At 63.6% G+C, this 16,799-nt stretch carries 15 protein-coding genes; 5 read left to right on the top strand and 10 right to left on the bottom strand.

Annotation, left to right across the window (positions count from 1 at the left end; genetic code table 11):
- Positions 1-16: 16 nt before the first annotated feature.
- The 7 genes from FBY22_RS00345 to FBY22_RS00375 form a co-directional block, all read right to left on the bottom strand.
- Positions 17-1,585 (bottom strand): hypothetical protein, encoded by a 1,569-nt coding sequence (locus FBY22_RS00345; RefSeq protein ID WP_142141903.1) that lies wholly within the window; start codon positions 1,583-1,585, stop codon positions 17-19.
- Between the two features lie 92 nt (positions 1,586-1,677).
- Positions 1,678-1,914: a hypothetical protein gene (locus tag FBY22_RS00350; protein WP_142141904.1), complete on the bottom strand. Its 237-nt coding sequence runs from the start codon at positions 1,912-1,914 to the stop codon at positions 1,678-1,680.
- A gap of 107 nt (positions 1,915-2,021) precedes the next feature.
- Positions 2,022-2,246, bottom strand: coding sequence for a hypothetical protein (locus tag FBY22_RS00355; protein WP_142141905.1), 225 nt, complete (start codon positions 2,244-2,246; stop codon positions 2,022-2,024).
- Between the two features lie 202 nt (positions 2,247-2,448).
- A complete protein-coding gene (locus FBY22_RS00360) occupies positions 2,449-3,471 on the bottom strand; it encodes a hypothetical protein (protein ID WP_142141906.1) in 1,023 nt (340 codons plus the stop codon).
- A 2-nt stretch (positions 3,472-3,473) separates the two neighbouring features.
- A complete protein-coding gene (locus FBY22_RS00365; protein ID WP_142141907.1) occupies positions 3,474-3,854 on the bottom strand; it encodes an RRQRL motif-containing zinc-binding protein in 381 nt (126 codons plus the stop codon).
- On the bottom strand, positions 3,854-4,183 hold the full coding sequence (locus tag FBY22_RS00370) for a hypothetical protein (protein WP_142141908.1): 330 nt from the start codon (positions 4,181-4,183) through the stop codon (positions 3,854-3,856). The genes FBY22_RS00365 and FBY22_RS00370 overlap by 1 nt, the downstream gene beginning before the upstream one ends.
- A complete protein-coding gene (locus tag FBY22_RS00375; protein ID WP_142141909.1) occupies positions 4,180-4,473 on the bottom strand; it encodes a hypothetical protein in 294 nt (97 codons plus the stop codon). The genes FBY22_RS00370 and FBY22_RS00375 overlap by 4 nt, the downstream gene beginning before the upstream one ends.
- Before the next feature lie 769 nt (positions 4,474-5,242).
- On the opposite strand from FBY22_RS00375, the gene FBY22_RS00380 reads away from it, so the two are divergent.
- Complete coding sequence (locus tag FBY22_RS00380; RefSeq protein WP_142141910.1) at positions 5,243-5,956, top strand: XRE family transcriptional regulator; 714 nt, start codon at positions 5,243-5,245, stop codon at positions 5,954-5,956.
- A 4-nt stretch (positions 5,957-5,960) separates the two neighbouring features.
- Positions 5,961-6,434, top strand: a complete 474-nt coding sequence (locus FBY22_RS00385; protein ID WP_142141911.1) for an NUDIX domain-containing protein — start codon at positions 5,961-5,963, stop codon at positions 6,432-6,434.
- Here the strand turns inward: FBY22_RS00385 and FBY22_RS00390 are convergent.
- Positions 6,422-6,988, bottom strand: a complete 567-nt coding sequence (locus tag FBY22_RS00390; RefSeq protein WP_142141912.1) for an HD domain-containing protein — start codon at positions 6,986-6,988, stop codon at positions 6,422-6,424. The genes FBY22_RS00385 and FBY22_RS00390 overlap by 13 nt on opposite strands.
- Before the next feature lies 1 nt (position 6,989).
- Positions 6,990-7,451: a GntR family transcriptional regulator gene (locus FBY22_RS00395; RefSeq protein ID WP_142141913.1), complete on the bottom strand. Its 462-nt coding sequence runs from the start codon at positions 7,449-7,451 to the stop codon at positions 6,990-6,992.
- Positions 7,452-7,736: 285 nt separating this feature from the next.
- Between FBY22_RS00395 and FBY22_RS00400 the strand changes: the two genes are divergently transcribed.
- Complete coding sequence (locus FBY22_RS00400; protein WP_142141914.1) at positions 7,737-9,515, top strand: hypothetical protein; 1,779 nt, start codon at positions 7,737-7,739, stop codon at positions 9,513-9,515.
- 100 nt (positions 9,516-9,615) lie between these two features.
- Here the strand turns inward: FBY22_RS00400 and FBY22_RS00405 are convergent, their stop codons facing one another.
- On the bottom strand, positions 9,616-11,292 hold the full coding sequence (locus tag FBY22_RS00405) for an HNH endonuclease signature motif containing protein (RefSeq protein ID WP_142141915.1): 1,677 nt from the start codon (positions 11,290-11,292) through the stop codon (positions 9,616-9,618).
- A gap of 1,259 nt (positions 11,293-12,551) precedes the next feature.
- Between FBY22_RS00405 and FBY22_RS45860 the strand changes: the two genes are divergently transcribed.
- Complete coding sequence (locus FBY22_RS45860) at positions 12,552-12,881, top strand: trypco2 family protein (RefSeq protein ID WP_222127745.1); 330 nt, start codon at positions 12,552-12,554, stop codon at positions 12,879-12,881.
- A 51-nt stretch (positions 12,882-12,932) separates the two neighbouring features.
- Positions 12,933-16,673: an NB-ARC domain-containing protein gene (locus tag FBY22_RS00410; protein ID WP_142141916.1), complete on the top strand. Its 3,741-nt coding sequence runs from the start codon at positions 12,933-12,935 to the stop codon at positions 16,671-16,673.
- The last annotated feature ends 126 nt before the right edge of the window (positions 16,674-16,799 follow it).

Here is a 16,799-nt window from a genome sequence, read left to right on the forward strand (position 1 = left end):
GGCCTCGGTAGTCATCTCAGACGTTCCAGCCCTTCTCGGCCTCGGTGCCGTTGCGGGGTTCCTCGTGGCGGGCGATGTCCTGCTCGTGGGCCTGCCGGAACAGCGGCACGAGGGTTTCGGCGGAGTCGACCGCGTTGAGCAGGGTGCGGTGGATGTCGTCGAACCCGGCGGCCACGTCCTTCTCGAAGGCGAACTCCTCGTCGGAGCGTTCGGCCAGAATGCGGAAGGTGTTGGCAATCGACAGCATGGCCGTGGGCAGGTTGTCGATCATCGCGAGAACTTCCATGTTCCCGTCGGGGTCGTAGGTGCGCGCCGCGTTCTCCATCTCCGCCGCGGCCTCTTCGAACTTGAAACCAGACACGCTGATGGCCTCCTGAACAGCCGAAAGAAACGTCGGAATGAGCGAGGCAGGACGCTGCACGCGGTCGCCGATCTCCTGCGGATTGCTGTCCGCGGCGGCCTCTTCCGCCGCCCGGGTGGCGCGGATCTGCTCGTCACGAGCGGCTCGCTTGGCGCGGGCTGCCGCAACCAGCCGCGCGTACAGGCGCCGTCCGGGGTGTATCAGGGCCCGCCAGCCGAGCTTTTTGCCCAGCGGGGTGGTCAGGCAGCCCAGCACTCCGGCGGCGCCGCCGGCCAGGGCGGCGAGCAGGCGCCGTCCCTGGAAGCGGGAAGCCGACTTCAGCAGCCCCCAGCGCGCCTTACGGCGGGCAGGCGCCTTGCGTACCTGATCGCGCTTGGCGGCGACCTGCGCCCCGGTAGCACGGTCACGAGCGGCGCGGGCCTTGTTGACCAGGGCTCGGCTGCCGGCGGCGGCCTTACCTGCTGCCCAGCCGCCTGCACGCCCCAACAGGCCACGCGAGGCCGCCTTGTTGGCGCGGTTGGTGGCGCGGGCGTTGCGGCGGGCATCGGCGACCTGCCGGCGGGCCGCGGTGGTCTGCTGCCGGGCCGCGGTCCGGGTCGGCGACTGCTTCCGGTTGGCGTTGCGCAGCGCCCGCACCTGCCCCAAACGCCCGGAACCGCCGCCAGCACCGGAGCGGGACGCCCCACTGCGGGAAGCACTCGGACGGGACGTGGGACGCCCGCTCCCACCGTGACGGCCGGCGCCGCCACGGCCACCGGAGCGCAGGCCCAAGCCTCCCGTGCCGCTGCCGGTGCGGGACTTGCCACCGGAGCCGCGCCCACGGCCGCGCCCGCCGGAGAACAGGCCGGAGCCACCGCCGGAGCGGGAAGCGGACGGGCGCGAGGCGTTGCGCCGCTGGTCGGAGCCGGCCGAACCACGACCACCGTTGGCGGTGGTGGTGCGGCGGCGGGCACGGATCGCGGCGGTGGTGCCCACGACGGCGGCGCCGCCCGCGGCCACCGCGAGCGCGATCGGCCCGCCGCCGACCAGGGCGACGGTGCTGACCGCGCCCACCGCGCCGTTCGTACCGGCCAAGGCCAGCGGCAGCACCGGGATACCGCCCGAGGTGTGCGCCAACTCCCTTTCAGAGGAAGCGATTTGAGCCTGGTCCGGTGGGGTGGTGGGTGGGGGTGGGGGTGGGGTGGTAGCCGGGTGGGCTACCGGTTCGGTGGTGGTCTCGGTCATGCTGAGAGCACTCCTTTATGGAGAGAGCAGGGCCCGGACGCGTGCTTTCCAGGGCTTGGCGTCCGGGCCCTGCGCAGGGGGAAAGGGGCTGGTCAGAGCCGGTTGGGCTCCAGGGAGAAGAACAGGACCGTGGCGCCCCGCAGCGCGGGGTGGCTGGCCGTGGCCGTGACCTCCTCGTAGATCTCCTGGTAGGCGTCCTCGCGGGTAGCACCCGGGCGCGGGGTGTAGGTGCCGCTGCGGGTCGTGGAGACCAGACCGGGCTTGTCCACGGACAGCACCCAGAACAGCGGGCCCGGCGCGCCGGCGCCGTCGGGGTGGACGGTGCTCATGGCGGCCTCCTGGCTCACGTGGTGCGGTGGTCGGGGTGACGGGTGGCGATCTCCTGCCAGCGGCGGCTTTCCGCAGGACCGGCGTGCGTCAGCCGCACCTGGAAGTCTCAGCCCGCCTGCGTGCAGCGGTGGGTGGTCGTCGACCGCGCGTCCACCAGGCGGAACAGCAGGCTGGAGAAGGTGGCCACGCAGGACAGGCAGCAGGCCAGCAACAGCGCAAGCGGCACGCCGTAGCCGGCAAGCCGCACGCCGATCGCGACGGACAGGGCCGTACTGACAGCGACGGCCGCCGACACCGCGAGGCGCCGGCGGCGGATGGATGAGGTGTTCACCAGGGAAGTTCCCTTCCAGACAGCGGGGGTGGGGGTGGTGTGCTGGGCTCAGCTCGCCGGGTCTGTACCGGGTCTGCGAACGTGCCGCTCGCCGACGCTCACCGGGTCTGCTTCACTGGTGCTCGACTGCTTCCGGCAGTCGCAACGAGGGCCAGCCCACTAGACCTGGGCTGGTCCTCATTGATGTGTGCCGGACGCTCGTTTACGGCTGTGCGTCCTCCGCGTCGATCAGGGCGGCGTACGCTTTGCGCACCCGCTCTTCCTTCGCGACGAACCCCGCCGCGCGGTAGGAGGCCAGCGCCTTGCGATACGACAGGGGCGGGTTGTCCGAGTGGCGCAGCCACCGCAGGACCACGGTGAGCTGTTCCTCGCTCAGCGGTTCGCCCGGCTCGGGGGTCTCGACCCCGGCCACGGACGCCACCTGCACGAGAGCCGACCAGTCGAGCGGGGTGTGTCCCTCGCCCTGCGAGGCGGTCAGTTCGGGCGTCGGGGACACGGGGCGGACCTGGGGGGACACAGGGGACACACCCGGGGACACGGCAGGGGACACGCCCCCGTCCGACCACTGGCCCAGCACGCGGGCGAGATCCTCGTCGGTGAACAGCGCCGGCACCGCCTGGGGGACGTCGGCTGCCGGGTGGTCGGCGGTGAGCTTGGTCAGCTTGTCTGCTGCCTCGTGGCGAACCTTCTGTGCCTTGCCGCGGGCCTTGTGCTCCTCGCGCTCCAGGACAGCCGCGGTGGTCTGTCGGTCGGTCTTGGCGCGGGTGACCGCACGGCCGATCGCGACTTGGTCCCGCGTCGCGCTGCGTACCGCGTCGATCTGCGCCTGTGCCGCGGGCGAGATCCGGGTGGCCTCCCGTTCCACCGCCATGATCAGCGTGGCCTTGGCGGCGGCGGGGACCACGGCGCCGATGACGGCGACGACCGCGGTGGCGTAGAGCAGGCCGTGGGTGAATAGCACTCCGACCGAGGTGACCAGGAACAGCCAGCCGAGCGTGGTGGGCAGTGTGGCCTTGGAGCCCTGGCGGCGGTGCGCGGTCTCCATGGCCAGCGCGTACAGCCACACCGCGTCGTAGATCCCGGCCACCGTGTAGGCGAGCGGTTCCGGTGCCTGGTGGGCGAGGATCTCGCCCACCGCGTAGACCGTCCAGCCCAGCGAGAGGCCGGTGAGACCGGCCGGCAGACTCCAGTGCACCGCCTTGCGGGCGGCCTTCTTCCAGTCCATGTTCACTCCTTGTTCTGGTCGTCGGGGTAGGCGCAGGGGACGCAGACCCCGAGGGATGAGGGGATGACGTATCCGGCATCTCTGCGGCACTGCGGGCACGTCCGGCGAGCGCGCATCGCGCAAGCCAAGGCCCGCCGCTTGGCCGGGGTCATGGGCCGCACGGGCAGTGCCTTGTCGAGGCGGTAGAGGTAAGCGACCAGCGGCCCGCGCCGGTAGCGGGGTCGGAGTATCTGGCCAGCGATCGGCTGACCGCCGGGACGCAGGCCGCGGGCCCGTAACTGGCGTCTGGTCGCCAGCCCGTCGGGGGCGTACCGCCACGGCCAGGTGGGGATGCCGTGCTGGGCGCCGTTCGGGTCGAAGCACTTGCCCCAGGTGACCGACATCAGGCCGCCATTCCCACCGCGGCCGGCGCGGGGATGCGGCCGTAGCCGACCAACGCCAGCCGGGCGCCCGCGTACTCGGTGTGGGCGTGCAGCACGCGGGTGCGGCCCGCGCTCTGGGTGGTGTGGGTGACCGCGTCCGGGGCGATGCCTAACGCGTCCCGCCACGCCTCAAACCCGGCCAGGTCGTCGTGGAACTCCAGCTCCAGCCGGTCCGGCCACACCGTGGTCACCCGCACCGCGGGCGCCGGCAGATGCCCGAAGTCCCCGGTCAGCAGGCGCAGCACCCGCAGCGGCACGGCCAGGTCATCCAGCGTCAGTGCCTCGCTCATGCCGCCACCCCCCGACGCGCGATACGGCGGCGGGCGGGGCGAACGAGCGGGACCACGTCGAACAGGCCGGGGTTCTCGTCGATCACGCGGGCGGCCAGGCGGATCAGGTCGTCGGGCAGGCTGCCGTACTCGGGGTCGGCGAGGATGTCGCGGGCCGCGTCCAGGCGGGCCGCGCCCTCCATCTCGCTCTCGCCGTCGACTCCGAGCCAGAGTTCGGTAGGGGTACCGAGGGCCAGCTCTGCGAACTCGGCGTCGGAGACGGCCTGATGACCGACAACGATGTACTTCATGGAGGTCTCTCCTCAGGGGAGCGGTCGCATGTGCCTGGAGTTGCCTCAACAGGCGTGCGCCGCGCGAAAGGGGGACTGCACCGGATGCGGTGCGGGTGGATCCTTCGAGGTACTCATCAAGCGGGCAGGGCACCGACGTGAGGCTGGCGCCCTGCCCGCATGACGAGTGACGGGAAAGCCCGTCACTGTCTTCTCACGGCTCCCGTATGCGCCTCGCTCCGCCTCCTTTTGGTCGGCGCGCGGTCACCGCGTCACTCAGTCGTCACTCGCTGAGTCGATCTCCCTGGAATGGCTACCTGTCATGGACCGGGTGCAGCCCAATCACCGGGATTCCCGCCGATCCGGTCCCTGGGTCTACGCCCGAGGGTCAGACCAACGGCTTAGCCGATGACACCGATCACTCCGTGAAGACGACGGACTTCTACGTCTCCCCTGCCGCTCGGACCGCGTGTAAGCGGGGCCGGCGGGGTCCTGCTGCGCGCACGGATGGATCCGCGCACGCCGGATCAGCTCCGTCCGGAGCCGCCCGTCTTGCAGTACCTGTTTTACAGGTACTGCATAATGGTCCGTCAAGTACGAGCACGGATCCGCTTGGGTTTGGCGCCGGGACTTCTTGGCGCACATTCAGAATCGCCCCAGGTCAGGGGAGTTGGTCACCCCGTACGTAGACAGCTCGAAATCATCTGGCTACGGTCAAGAAGTCCCTAGAAGTCCACGCGGGGGTAAGGTGTCCAACGAACGATTGAGGTCTGCCCTGTTGGCGCGCGGCATGACGATTCAGGACCTGGCTGCCGAGATTGGGGTGATCCCCAAGACCATCGAGCGCTGGGTAACGCAGGGCAAGGTGCCGTACCGGCGTCACCAGTACGCGACGGCGACAGCGCTTCAGGTCGACGTGACGATGCTGTGGGATGACTCCCGGACTCAGGAGTCTGCAGCCGACCTGAGCAAGGCGGAGATCGTCACGGTCTACCCGCATCGCCACGTCGTACCGACGGACTTGTGGCGGGAGATGTGCGAGTGCGCCAAGGAGCGCATCGACATCCTGGTCTACGCGGGCATCGGCCTTGCAGAAGACCCGCGCTTCCTCGCGGTCCTCAAGGCGAAGTCGAAGAGCGTCGTGATTCGCGTCCTGATGGGTGACCCTGCGTGCGAGGCCGTTATCCGGCGCGGCATCGACGAAGGTCACCGCATCATGGACGGCAAGATCCGCAACGCTCTGGTCAACTACAGCCCTCTGTTCACCAGCCACCCTGAGATCACGTTCCGCCTCCACGACACGGTGCTCTACAACTCGATCTACCGTGCGGATGACGAGATGCTCGTCAATACGCATGTGTACGGCATCGGCGCCTACCTGGCTCCGGTTCTGCACCTACGGCGGCTCCCTGGTGCCGGGCTCTTCGACACCTTCGCCAATAGCGTGCAACAGACCTGGGAAGGCGCAAGGCCAGTGACCGAACACGACATCACAGGAGCATGAGCCCATGGGACGCATCGACTACCTTCACGACCCCGACGCCCCGCCGGCCAACTCGGTGGTGCCCTCCGTCGTGGCATTCGTGCAGAACGATGCGGGACAGGTGCTGATGATCCAGCGGTCGGACAACGGCCGTTGGGCCCTGCCCGGAGGCGGGCACGACGTCGGCGAGTCCATCAGCGACACCGTGGTGCGCGAGGTCTGCGAAGAGACGGGCGTCAAGGCCGAAGTCGTCGACATGTCCGGGATCTACACCGACCCTGGTCACGTGATGCAGTACGACGACGGCGAGGTGCGCCAGCAGTTCAGCATCTGCTTCCGCGCGCGGCCGGTCGGCGGTGAACTCCGTACGAGCAACGAGACGACTCAGGTCCGTTGGGTCGACCCAGCGGACCTGACGACGTTGGACGTGCACCCCACGATGCGGCTCCGAATCGAGCACGCCATGGATCGGACGCGCCCGACTCCCTACATCGGCTGACGCTTGGCGGCGCTGACGCGTTCGAGCACCCGCGATGTGCACGCCAGGATCTCGGGTTCGGCCCTGCGGATGAACTGCCCGATCAAGCTCTCCGGTCCGTACCGTCCGGCGATCTCGTTGATCCGGTCGATCGGGTTCGTGGGCGTCCCATCCGGCGTGGTGTTCATGTCGCAGTAGCAGAGCGCATCGTTCAGCTGCGCGCTATCACGGGGGAACTCGCCCTCCAACTCCTCGCGCATACCGCGGGCTTCCGCCTCCAACCAGGCGCAGGAGTGGTGAGCAACCAGGTTGGTGACCCGTTCGTCGGCGCCGGCCACGTCCCGGAGGTATCGAGCCCCGTCCAGCGGGTGGAAGCCCGTCTTGGCCAGGTCCGGGGCATAGCCGATGTCGTGCAGTACCGCCGCGGCCTCCAACAGATCAGCGTCCTGGTCAAGAACGAGCGCGATCGTACGCGCCCTCTCGGCCACTCCGAGGCAGTGCTTCCAGCGCCGGGGAAGTGGCTCGGCGAGCAGGGACTCAGCCAGTGGATAGGCCCATTCCGTCAACCTCGGCAAGCTACGAACGCTCCTCTCGCATCGGCACGGCGCGGACCGTCCGCGCCCTGCCCTGTCCGCCTCCCGCCAGCACACCGGCGGCCTCCAACTTCTCCAGTGCTTTGGTCACTGTCGGACGCGAGACCCCAAACCGATCGGCCAGCGTAGAAGCGCTGGGGAAGGCTTCCCCTACTTCAAGCGCCTCAGCCGTGATGATGTCGGCAATTCGCTCATGGAGCGGGCGCCGGTCGACGCGCGCTCCCGCGCGTACGACGCGCCACCGCTCGCCGGGCACTGGTTCGGCCACGCCTTCCTGCCGCAGCACGCCAAACGCGCGGAGGGCGACCCCCCGCGATACCTCGTGATCACGCATGACCTCAGCCAGGGACGGGAGCTCTGTCATGTCTGGGTCGGTCGCGATCCGGGCCTTCACCGCGTCTGCCACCTTGAGGAAGGTCCCCCGAGGACTGGATTGCTGCGACATCGCTCTCCTCTCTGTTCGCCGGTTCCAAGCTTCCCATGGCGTCACGGAAGTTTGATGGCCCCAACAACCCTCCACCGCACGGGGCGCTCGACCCTCTACGCACGCAGATCCTTCGCTGTACTCGTGGATTTGAAATGGCAAGCGATCTTGAGAGTTGGCGATCTACTCTTGTTTCACAGGCGTGAGACAGGATCCGGTATGAGCGATCGACATGTGGCAGTCCAGGTTGACCGGCTTCGCCGACTCCTATGCGGTGATTCGGCGGGAGACTCAGAGTCCCCCTACTTGGTGGAGATCGAAAACGGAAAGACTTTCGTCTCCGGCACCGCTGTGAGGATGCTGTCGACCTCTTACGTCCAACGCTCCTCCGGAATACTTGTTCCCGAGAGATTTGGCGCGCCGATAGCTCCGATCGACCTGATTAAGACGTATGTAACGTACGAAGAATTGGTAGGGGGGAAGTCTGAACTTTCAGCTGTAATCGAAACCTTGAAAAGGATCAGCGTTTTTCAAGTGCTCGGCTTTACTTCGCATTGGCTTGCGCGATATTACGACCCTAGGGTCGATCATGCAAAGCTGGATCGCGAATATGCCGAGTTGCACTTTCAGGGGCCGGTGCGCATAAAGGCGATCTCTCTTGTGGGCGAGAGCCGTGCGCTTGTTGTTCCGCAGTTGCTGCATGCGCTGGCTAAGATTGCCATCATCTACTGTTCTGCAGAGACCCAGGACGTTGTGGATGTCGGTGTGCTCGGCTGGATGCCTTTGACTCTCGGTGATCACCTAGATCAAATTGGTGAAATTCCGGATGGTGAGAACGTGGCAGTGAACGCCGATGGAACCCCGGGTGTCCTGGCTCGTCATATGATCAGCAATCAGCATCTAAATCGTCCGCTCGATGCTGCTTCCCTGATGGCTAGCTTCTCGCGCCGCTGGAGAGAGATTCCCAGATGTAATCCCCATGAGAGTCTAGGGTCATTTGAGGACTTGTATCGGGCAGAAGTGGGGATCGACCTGGATGAGTTGGAGTCCGTGGTCTTGGCTGCCTGGTCCCATGTTTCACTGCATCACAAGACCTTTATTCCAGCGTCCTACTTCCAGTCCTGTGGCCTGCCGCTGGAGCGGACAGTGGAGGTGCTGAAGAAACTGGCAACCACTGTGGATGGGTTGCGCTATTACATCGCTAACGACATGACAGAGTTGGAAGGCGGTTTGGAGTGGTCCATCGCCCCGTTCGAAAGATTCCCCATCCTTGCTGTAGATGGAGGAATCCTCGTCCTGGATCCGCGGCTACTTATGCGCAGGTCTTTCGGGTGGCTTCCTTACTTCGACGTTCTTGATGAGTTGAAGGGCGACAAGAAGAGAGCTGGGCAACTGCGAGATTACGCCGGACGAGTGAGTGAGATCTATGCGCTAGAGATCCTCGATTCGATAGCCCCGCGTCTGCGTAAGTCCATCTTCTATGAAGGTGACCTGCGTCGGGCGTACGGAGCGAAACGGAAAGTGGTCGACGCCGCGATCGATTACGGGGACCGCTGGGTGATCGTCGACATCTCAACTCGCCAATTGATGCGGGAATCTGTGGCAGGTGTATCTGGGGACACTGTGAAGAAGGACCTGGATGCCCTGGTTAAGGCCAAGGCTGCGCAGATTCAGTCAACGATCGATGCTATAAGGGATGACGAAAAACCTCTAACTGGGCTGCCTGGTGAGGCGCGAATTTTCTATCCGGTGGTTGTTGCTAGCGAGGGGTTTCCTGTCAACCCGATAACTAGCTCCATGATTGAAGAAATGTTGCGTCGTGAAAACCTTCTTCAGGGTCCAGGGGTGGCTCCTGTTCAGGTTGTCGATATTGCAGAGCTAGAAATCGTGGAGGGTGTTCAAGAGCAGGGAGGCCCATCATTTGTGGATCTTCTAGAAAGGAAGGGGAAATCGGGCCTCTGGCGGGCTTCGTTGCGCGATTACATTCTTGTGGAGTTGAGGCTAGCGCCCAAGCGTCCAGAGCGGCTGGATAGGTTGTGGCAAGGTCTGTTTAATCGCGTCATCGATAAGGTCAAGCCTCGCTAAGCGAGCAGCGGCTGCATCGCCGATCCGCGTTCCGCTTTCTTAGGGCTGTTCCTGTGACGTGCCGGCGCTTACGCCACGAGGAGACGCCGGCACGCGCAAATCAATCGAGCATCGCTTCATGAAGGCGTCGTGCCGTAGCAGCGAGCAGACGCCGGAGCCTCTCCTTGTTTTCGCCGTACGTCTTGAGGGCGTGGCAGTTGGGACACAAGGCGATCATGTTCCAAGGGACATCGGGTCCCTGTTTGGCGAGGTCTTTGACGTGGTCGACCTGCAAGATTGGCAGGCCGGCTGTGGTCAGCTCGGTGGGGTGGCCTGCACATTCAGGGCTTTCGCACCTGCCGCGGCAGCGCTTGATGACGGCAGCTCGCGCGCTGGGGTCGCGGACGTACTTGTCGGCCAGTGTCGGTTTCTTCATCCCGCGGCGCCGCTCGGCGTTCGCCTCGGCCTTCTGCGCCAGGCGCCGATAGGCATCCTGGTCGCTCTCCCCGGTGGTGGGGGCTTCGAGGTCGAGGTCGCTGGGACGGTAGTCGCCGGTGTCGTCGTGGAGCTCCCCTGTATCGGCGTCCAGCGCTTCGAGCACTTCGGCAGGCCAGGTCTCCCGCTCTGGGGAGGGAACAGGCGCCAGCACCCAGAGGAACTCGCGGCGGGGCAGCTTGTCTTCTCCAACGCCCCACCGCAGTCGGCGTTGCACGATCACGGCCCAGGTTTCGAAGCCGAACTGTCCTTGGAACGGCTTGTGCCAGTAGCGCAGCGGGCGGCCGGCCGTCTGATGTTCGGCCATGAGCTCGTTGCCGTCAGTGAGCTTTTGGTCGCCAGACAGACCGTCGCCCACGTAGGCGATCCAGTTGGTGTCCGGGATGCGCCCATCGGCGTAAGGCCCCTTGTCGTCCGAGAAGACGCTCAGGATGCCATCGGCGAGGCAGCCGATCCCTGCCATCTTCTGACCGCCATAGGCCCGCCAAATGGTGTCCCGATCCTTGAACGTTTCCCCAAGCACCGGGCGCAGAGCATCCGGCCACCTGCCGGCGAGCAGCTCGTGGAGGCCGAAGTCTTCGAGCAAGCCCGCTGGAAGGGGATGGAAGTAGCGCAGGATCAGTCCGGCAGCCGCGGATGCAGCGGCATCCGGGTGCGAGCGGAGCAGGTTGTAGTCATCCTCGCGCAGACCGCCAAGGGGATTGACCTCATTCAAAGACTCCAGTGTCGGGCGCCGCCCACGGCTGGTCAGGTTGAGGTCCTGCCCCTGCTCGATGGTCCACAGCTCATCGCGAACAAGGGCCCAGAACGGGTAACGGGCCCCGTCCACGCCGTCTTCCACCTGGCCGTACTTCACCAGCAGAGGTGCCACAGCATCACGTGTGGCTGCCCATGGCTGCATGCGGGGTGCGCCGGCCAGAGCCTGGCCGATAGCCCAGAGCAGCAGAACGGGACGGTGCAGAGCGGGCCCCGTCGCACGTCGAGCCGGCCGGACGTCTCCCACGCGCCTGTGAAAGGTCTTCGGGGGCGCCACCACGGTGAAGCCCTCCCTACGGAGCCACGCCACTGCATGCTTGAGACCCCCGCTGAGCCCCGGAGAGGAGGGCTTGAGCGCTACGCCGAAGTCATACAGGTGGGCGACTCCGGCTATGGCCTTCGAGTCGTACAGGTTGCCTTCGTGTTCCAGGAAATACGCCGCCGCGGCGTGGAAGCCGTACGTTGCCCTAAACGCTTCCGGGCCGAGCCGGTCGTGCTCCGCAATCGCCTGCAGGATGCCTGCACGAGTGATCTCCGAAGGTGCCATGGGCGACACCGTAGAGCAGGGCACTGACAGCGGAGGTGGCGCTGCCATGCGCTGGGGTCAGTTGGTGTGGGGGAGTTCGCCAGCATTCGCCACCCTTGAACCAGCACTTGCGCCACTGGCGCGCCAGTTAACTTCTTGTGGGTTCGATGCCTGTCTCCTCGAGCGCCCGCCTGAACGCAGGCGGGCCCAACTCTGTTGGGATCACTGAGAGATGGGAGATCGAATCAGATGGAGCGATCGACACGGCGAGCACGGTGCCGCAGGCGCAGTCAGTTACCGGACTGGGTCCAGCTGGTGGCCTTGTTCCTGACTGCGGTCACTGCCATCGCGGGGTGCATCGAGCACTTTGTGTGAGGCATCAGAGGCGTTCCGGACGGTTGGTTGGGCGGCAGGCGAGCCCGACCGGTGCATAGTCGGCCGGACCCGCCCGTAACCCGCATGTGAGCCTGGCTCCGGGGAGCTGCCCGGAGCCAGGCATCCATGCGTCGTAGGTGCCTTTCGGCTCCATGACGAGGAAACCGCAAGTCACCAATACCTTCAAGCATCGGAACCAGCTTCATGATCCAAAACCGTGGCGAAGACCCGTAGTGAAGGCATGGCGCGAAGGGTGGCGTTCACCTTCAGTGCCTGGTCAGAGCCCTGCGGGGGTGGCGAAAGCTGGCGAATCGTGTCGGCCGACAGAACGGGTTGGAGGGCCGCGTGGTGCATGATCCCCCGGGTGCCCCCCCAGGAACGCGGCGTTGCTCTTCTTGCCAGGTGAGGCAGGCTGGGAGCGGTCCTCAGTAAGTCTGCCGATGCACTTCGACAGAACGTCTTGCTGAGAGTGGGGGCGTCACTGATCGCGGCTAACAAACCCGGGCCGTCTGGTGCAGGTCCACCGGGCGCATGTTGATTTACGCCGGGCGATTGGGCAGTGGCCGAGCAGCTCGGAGAACACGGCTGGTTGTGCCGGGATTGGGATACCCACTGATGGCCGTCTGCAGCCAGGACAGACCTCGCGGGGACTGCTTCGGGGCCGCCTGAGGTGTCTCGGGACGAGCCGCGGCCAGCCTCCGGCGGATGGCGACGGCTCCTCGATGGCGGTCAGTGCCTCCAAGCGCCGCCCCAGATCTCCCAGTCGGACGGAGAGGCGGCTGCATGGGCGCTGCTCGCGCTGCACCGCGAGCAGCACGAGTCTGGCGGTGAGCCAGTAAGGCATCCGGGTGCACGTTTCTCGGAACTTGACGTGGCGGACCGAAGCATCTGCTAGAGGAGTGAGCATGAAGGAAACTAGCGTGGGTTTGGCGGACGCAGTCGCCGCTCTGCGGCGGGAACTATTGAACGCAATGCAGGAGGGCGATAGAGCCCCGATGCGATTTCGGCTAGCGCCAATTGAGCTGTCGATGCAGGTAGCGATCTCCAAGGAAGCCAACGGAAATATCGGCTGGCATGTGCTTGGCTTGGGCGGGAAGTATAGCTCGGCGACGACACAGACACTGACGCTGCGGTTAGAGCCACTCTGGCAGGCAAAGGACGGCTCATACATCGGCGACTTCGCGATTGCAGATCAAGGAACAGAGAAACCTCGAGTGGGACCAGGCGCCGAATAGCCGTATAATATATATGTGCACCCTTTCCTTCGTATCGGCTAGGTGGTGTAGATGGCGACTAAGGCTTGGAGTGGCATCCCGTCTCATCAGGTAGTGGCTGTCGTCTGCGATCTCGATACAGGGCTGGTGCAGGTCGGTTCCGGCTACATGATCACGGGCCACCACGTGCTGACCGCGCTGCACTGCACGTTGGACAAGAAGACTGGCCGGGAACCCCGATCAATCAGTGTGATCCGCCGAACTGATGGCGCACGAGTAACAGCTACACGAATCGCTACAGAAATGGATGTGGCTGTCCTTAATATTTCCGAAAGTGCCGAGTGGGTGACAGATAAAGCGACGGAACCTCCCACGTTCGGGGTAGTAAGCCGTGCTTACGCTGGTGAGTTGCATAATTGCGCAGCCGTGGGGTTCCCCCTGTGGCAAATGGATCCGCAGGATCAGCAGCGGAACGCGGCGGAGATGCACGGCACGATCCGGGTAACCGAGGACGTCGAATCGGGTCTCCTAGTGATGAGGGATCCGCTGCTCAGCGACGTCAGTGTCCCCGATGCTGTACCCGAAGGACACGGATCGCCCTGGGGCGGACTGTCAGGTGCGCTGGTGTTTCACGATGGCATCGCCCTCGGAGTGGTCATTGAGCATCATCCGCGCCAGGGCCGATCAGCGGTCCGGATCATGCCGATCGAACGGCTCGTAGCCGTTCGGGACAGAATTGGCGAGCGGCAAAACTCCATCGCGTCCGTATTGGGAATAGGTTCTATAGATGAGTTGCGGCGAGTCGAAGTTGGTCTCCCGCGTAAAGGTGTCATTCAGCGCAAAATCTGGAGGGTTCCTTTTCCCGTGGATCCGGACTTTGTCGGCCGCGACGAAGAATTGGCCAAGCTCGCGGCTTCCCTCGTCCCCGGGGCTCGAACTGTAGTCACCCAGACTGTGTCTGGCCTCGGTGGGATTGGCAAAACCCAGTTGGCTGCCCACGTGGCCCATTCTGTCGTGAACAGGTTCCACATCATCTGGTGGGTAGAGGCACAGCAGCGCTTGACGATTGATGCCTCTCTTCGTGCACTGGGAAAGGCACTGGGCCTTCGGGAAGATTCGACAAGCGCGGATGTCTTGTCGGAGCTTTCCACCCTTGAGTCGTCAGTCAATTGGATGCTGATATACGACAACGCTGAGTCGCCGGCATCCCTCCACGGCATGCTGCCCACTCGTGGTTCCGGAGCCGTCCTCATCACCACCCGTTGCCAGGATTGGCCAACTTGGGCGTCAGTCACTGACCTCGGCCCTCTCGATGAAGAAGCGGCGGCGATACTGCTGTCTAAAGCATCCGGGAACGAGAGAGACGTTGCCCGAAGAATTGCAAATAAATTCGGCCGTCTCCCCTTGGCTCTAGCGCAAGCAGCAGCACAGATTCGCGCAGGGATCTCCTTGACCGAATATGAAGAGATACTGGGGTCGCGATTCCTTGATGCGGTCAGAGCCAAGGCATCTCTTCCTGGCTACGATCGTCCTGTACTCGATGTCGTCGTTATGGCGCGCGATGCTGCCGCTGCCGCTGCCGGAAGTGCTCAACGGCTTCTAGTGCTGTTTGCGTTACTGGATCCCGATAGAGTTGAAGACTGGCTATTGCAGAGCATCCCGGCAGATGATCCTCTCTCCGATCCGTTTGACCGTGGTGCCGCTCTCGCAGCACTCAGACGTTTTTCCCTGGTAACTGAGATTGAAGGCGAGTCGAGAGCGTACGCTAACCACAGACTCGTACAGGAGATTGTGCGGCAGACCTGCGAGGGTGATCTGGAAGATCTGTCGAAACTGGCTCTGCGTACACTCTGTAATTCAATTACAAGTGGTGACTGGAGATATCGCGAACAACGCACGTGGAGAGCCTCCAATCATCTGCAACACTTCTTGGATATTGCTGAGCTTTTTCATCCCCGCGAAACCGTGGCGGCTCTCATACGTCTCGCCGATCGATCAAATAGCGGCGTAGCCATGCGCGGCAATTCTGTGTGGGCTGCGCGAGCGGCACTCCAGATCGTAGAACGAAATTCTGGATTCTCGGACGATGACGTCGTAATTGCACTCCTCACTGTCCACAAAGCCGAACAGGGTGACAATGGACGCCGGCGCAACAGGCCAGATACTACCGCGATCCGCCGCGCCTTGGCCGTGCAGCGGAAAAAGGATCCAAATGGTTCCCAAGCTGTTGCGGCAATCGAGTTGGAACTGGCACGTACGTTGGCACGCAAATACTTTTGGTGGGTCGATTTTGATTTCATCGAGGCCGATCTTCTCGAGGCTGCGAATCTCGCTGGGTCGTCCTTGACGATACTGCAACGCGACAACAATCGTTTGGCAACTGCATCGGCTCAAGCACTTCACGCAGGCACGGTTGGACATCTGCGTTGCGTTGATGAGGCGGTGGCAGAATATGGTGACGCGGTCGCTCTGGCAGAAGAAGACGATTCCGTGTGGTGGGGACGGGTGGAGGCCGGGTATGCGCTCTCAAAGTTTGGGAGAATTGCTGACGCTCGCAGGATGGTAACCCCGCTCCTTGATCGCATCGAAGACGATTCCGAGGATTTTATCGAGCGCTCTCGGTATGGTGAATCATTGGACCGGATCTATTCATGCTGCCTCTGGGAACAGCGTGACTGGCGAGAATACTTGACCTACAAGGAAGCGAGATACGACCGTGCTGAGCAGAGAAACCGGACAAGAGGGATTGGCGATTCTTCGATAAGCCGCTACTATGCGTTGACTTCGTTGCGTAGCGCATACGATGCTCTGGGGTACTTGACAAGGGTTGACGAGTGCGACCAGGAAATTGCGTCTACTGCGATCGCCAACATGGTGAATGGACTTAGGCGCTATGAGATAGAGGTTGCTGGGGGCCAGCCAACTGCTGATGAGATAGTAGAAATGCTGGAGCGAGTGCCCAGAGGTAAAGATCTGCCGGTGGGGGATGATTGGCTGTATAGCTTGCAGGCGTTTAGAGATAGACCTGATCTCAGAGTGCGGATTGCTCGCGTTAAGCGAATCAATAAAGAGTACGCGACCCGCCAACCTTCATCTTCACAGGTTTCCCAGGATCTCCTATTTTATGCTCTCGCGCAAGAGGCGCGTGAACTTGCGGAGATTGACGAGGATGCAGCCGTATCAGTTATTGGACGAGCGCGATCAATGGTAGATCGCGGGGACGTCAAAATTCCCGTGTCGGAACTTGCAAAAGCGTATCTCGATATGGCTTCGGTGCCACGACCAAGTTCGATTGCCTTCATGGAAGAGGCGGTTTCGCTGCTGACGTCGGGCAATTGGTACGATAGTACCCATTATGTTCACTTCGGTTGCACTGGTCCGGGCCTACTCAGTCGTGCAGCTGACAGAATTGCTGTGCTCAAGCATGGGTTCACGAAGGCCAAGAACCTTGAGCTTGAGGCGGTGGCTCTTGAAGAGAATGTGCATGGTCGAATCTCTCCGGGGGTTTCTATGCATCTGTTCAACGCTGGCCAGTATGCCGTAAGCGCTGGCGAGATCATGGGCCAAATCGGGGCGATTTCCTTGCTGGAGGAATCCCTTGACATAGCTTCCATCTGTTTCGGCCGAGAGGTTCCTCGCTGGGCCAGCCATGCTGTTGAATTGGCGGCAGTGCTGCCTGATATCGAGCAGGCGTGGGCTAAAGCGCTACTGCAGCGTTCTCTGGCGATCTTCTCTGGATTCTATGGGGCAGATCATCATTTGGTCAGGGACTGTAAAATCAAGCTGACCGGCCTCACTGTCGGCCACGCATAGGAGTCCCTGATTCCCCCAGGCGTTCCCCGGGAGGGTTAGGCGCCGGAAGAACCGCAGGCCAAGAGCGGTGGGCGGAGCTCGATGTAAATCCGCCAGCTAAGTCATCTTTGACAGGAGGCCAGCATG

Origin of the sequence: Streptomyces sp. SLBN-31 (assembly GCF_006715395.1) — a bacterium.
Lineage (GTDB): Bacteria > Actinomycetota > Actinomycetes > Streptomycetales > Streptomycetaceae > Streptomyces.

Bases quoted from the DNA above. Each gene is read 5' to 3' on its own strand.
- FBY22_RS00350 (WP_142141904.1), bottom strand. From the start codon at position 1,914: ATGAGCACCGTCCACCCCGACGGCGCCGGCGCGCCGGGCCCGCTGTTC.
- FBY22_RS00385 (WP_142141911.1), top strand. From the start codon at position 5,961: ATGGGACGCATCGACTACCTTCACGACCCCGACGCCCCGCCGGCCAAC.
- FBY22_RS00360 (WP_142141906.1), bottom strand. From the start codon at position 3,471: ATGGACTGGAAGAAGGCCGCCCGCAAGGCGGTGCACTGGAGTCTGCCG.
- FBY22_RS00365 (WP_142141907.1), bottom strand. From the start codon at position 3,854: ATGTCGGTCACCTGGGGCAAGTGCTTCGACCCGAACGGCGCCCAGCAC.
- FBY22_RS00370 (WP_142141908.1), bottom strand. From the start codon at position 4,183: ATGAGCGAGGCACTGACGCTGGATGACCTGGCCGTGCCGCTGCGGGTG.
- FBY22_RS45860 (WP_222127745.1), top strand. From the start codon at position 12,552: ATGAAGGAAACTAGCGTGGGTTTGGCGGACGCAGTCGCCGCTCTGCGG.
- FBY22_RS00380 (WP_142141910.1), top strand. From the start codon at position 5,243: ATGACGATTCAGGACCTGGCTGCCGAGATTGGGGTGATCCCCAAGACC.
- FBY22_RS00410 (WP_142141916.1), top strand. From the start codon at position 12,933: ATGGCGACTAAGGCTTGGAGTGGCATCCCGTCTCATCAGGTAGTGGCT.
- FBY22_RS00395 (WP_142141913.1), bottom strand. From the start codon at position 7,451: ATGTCGCAGCAATCCAGTCCTCGGGGGACCTTCCTCAAGGTGGCAGAC.
- FBY22_RS00375 (WP_142141909.1), bottom strand. From the start codon at position 4,473: ATGAAGTACATCGTTGTCGGTCATCAGGCCGTCTCCGACGCCGAGTTC.
- FBY22_RS00405 (WP_142141915.1), bottom strand. From the start codon at position 11,292: ATGGCACCTTCGGAGATCACTCGTGCAGGCATCCTGCAGGCGATTGCG.
- FBY22_RS00345 (WP_142141903.1), bottom strand. From the start codon at position 1,585: ATGACCGAGACCACCACCGAACCGGTAGCCCACCCGGCTACCACCCCA.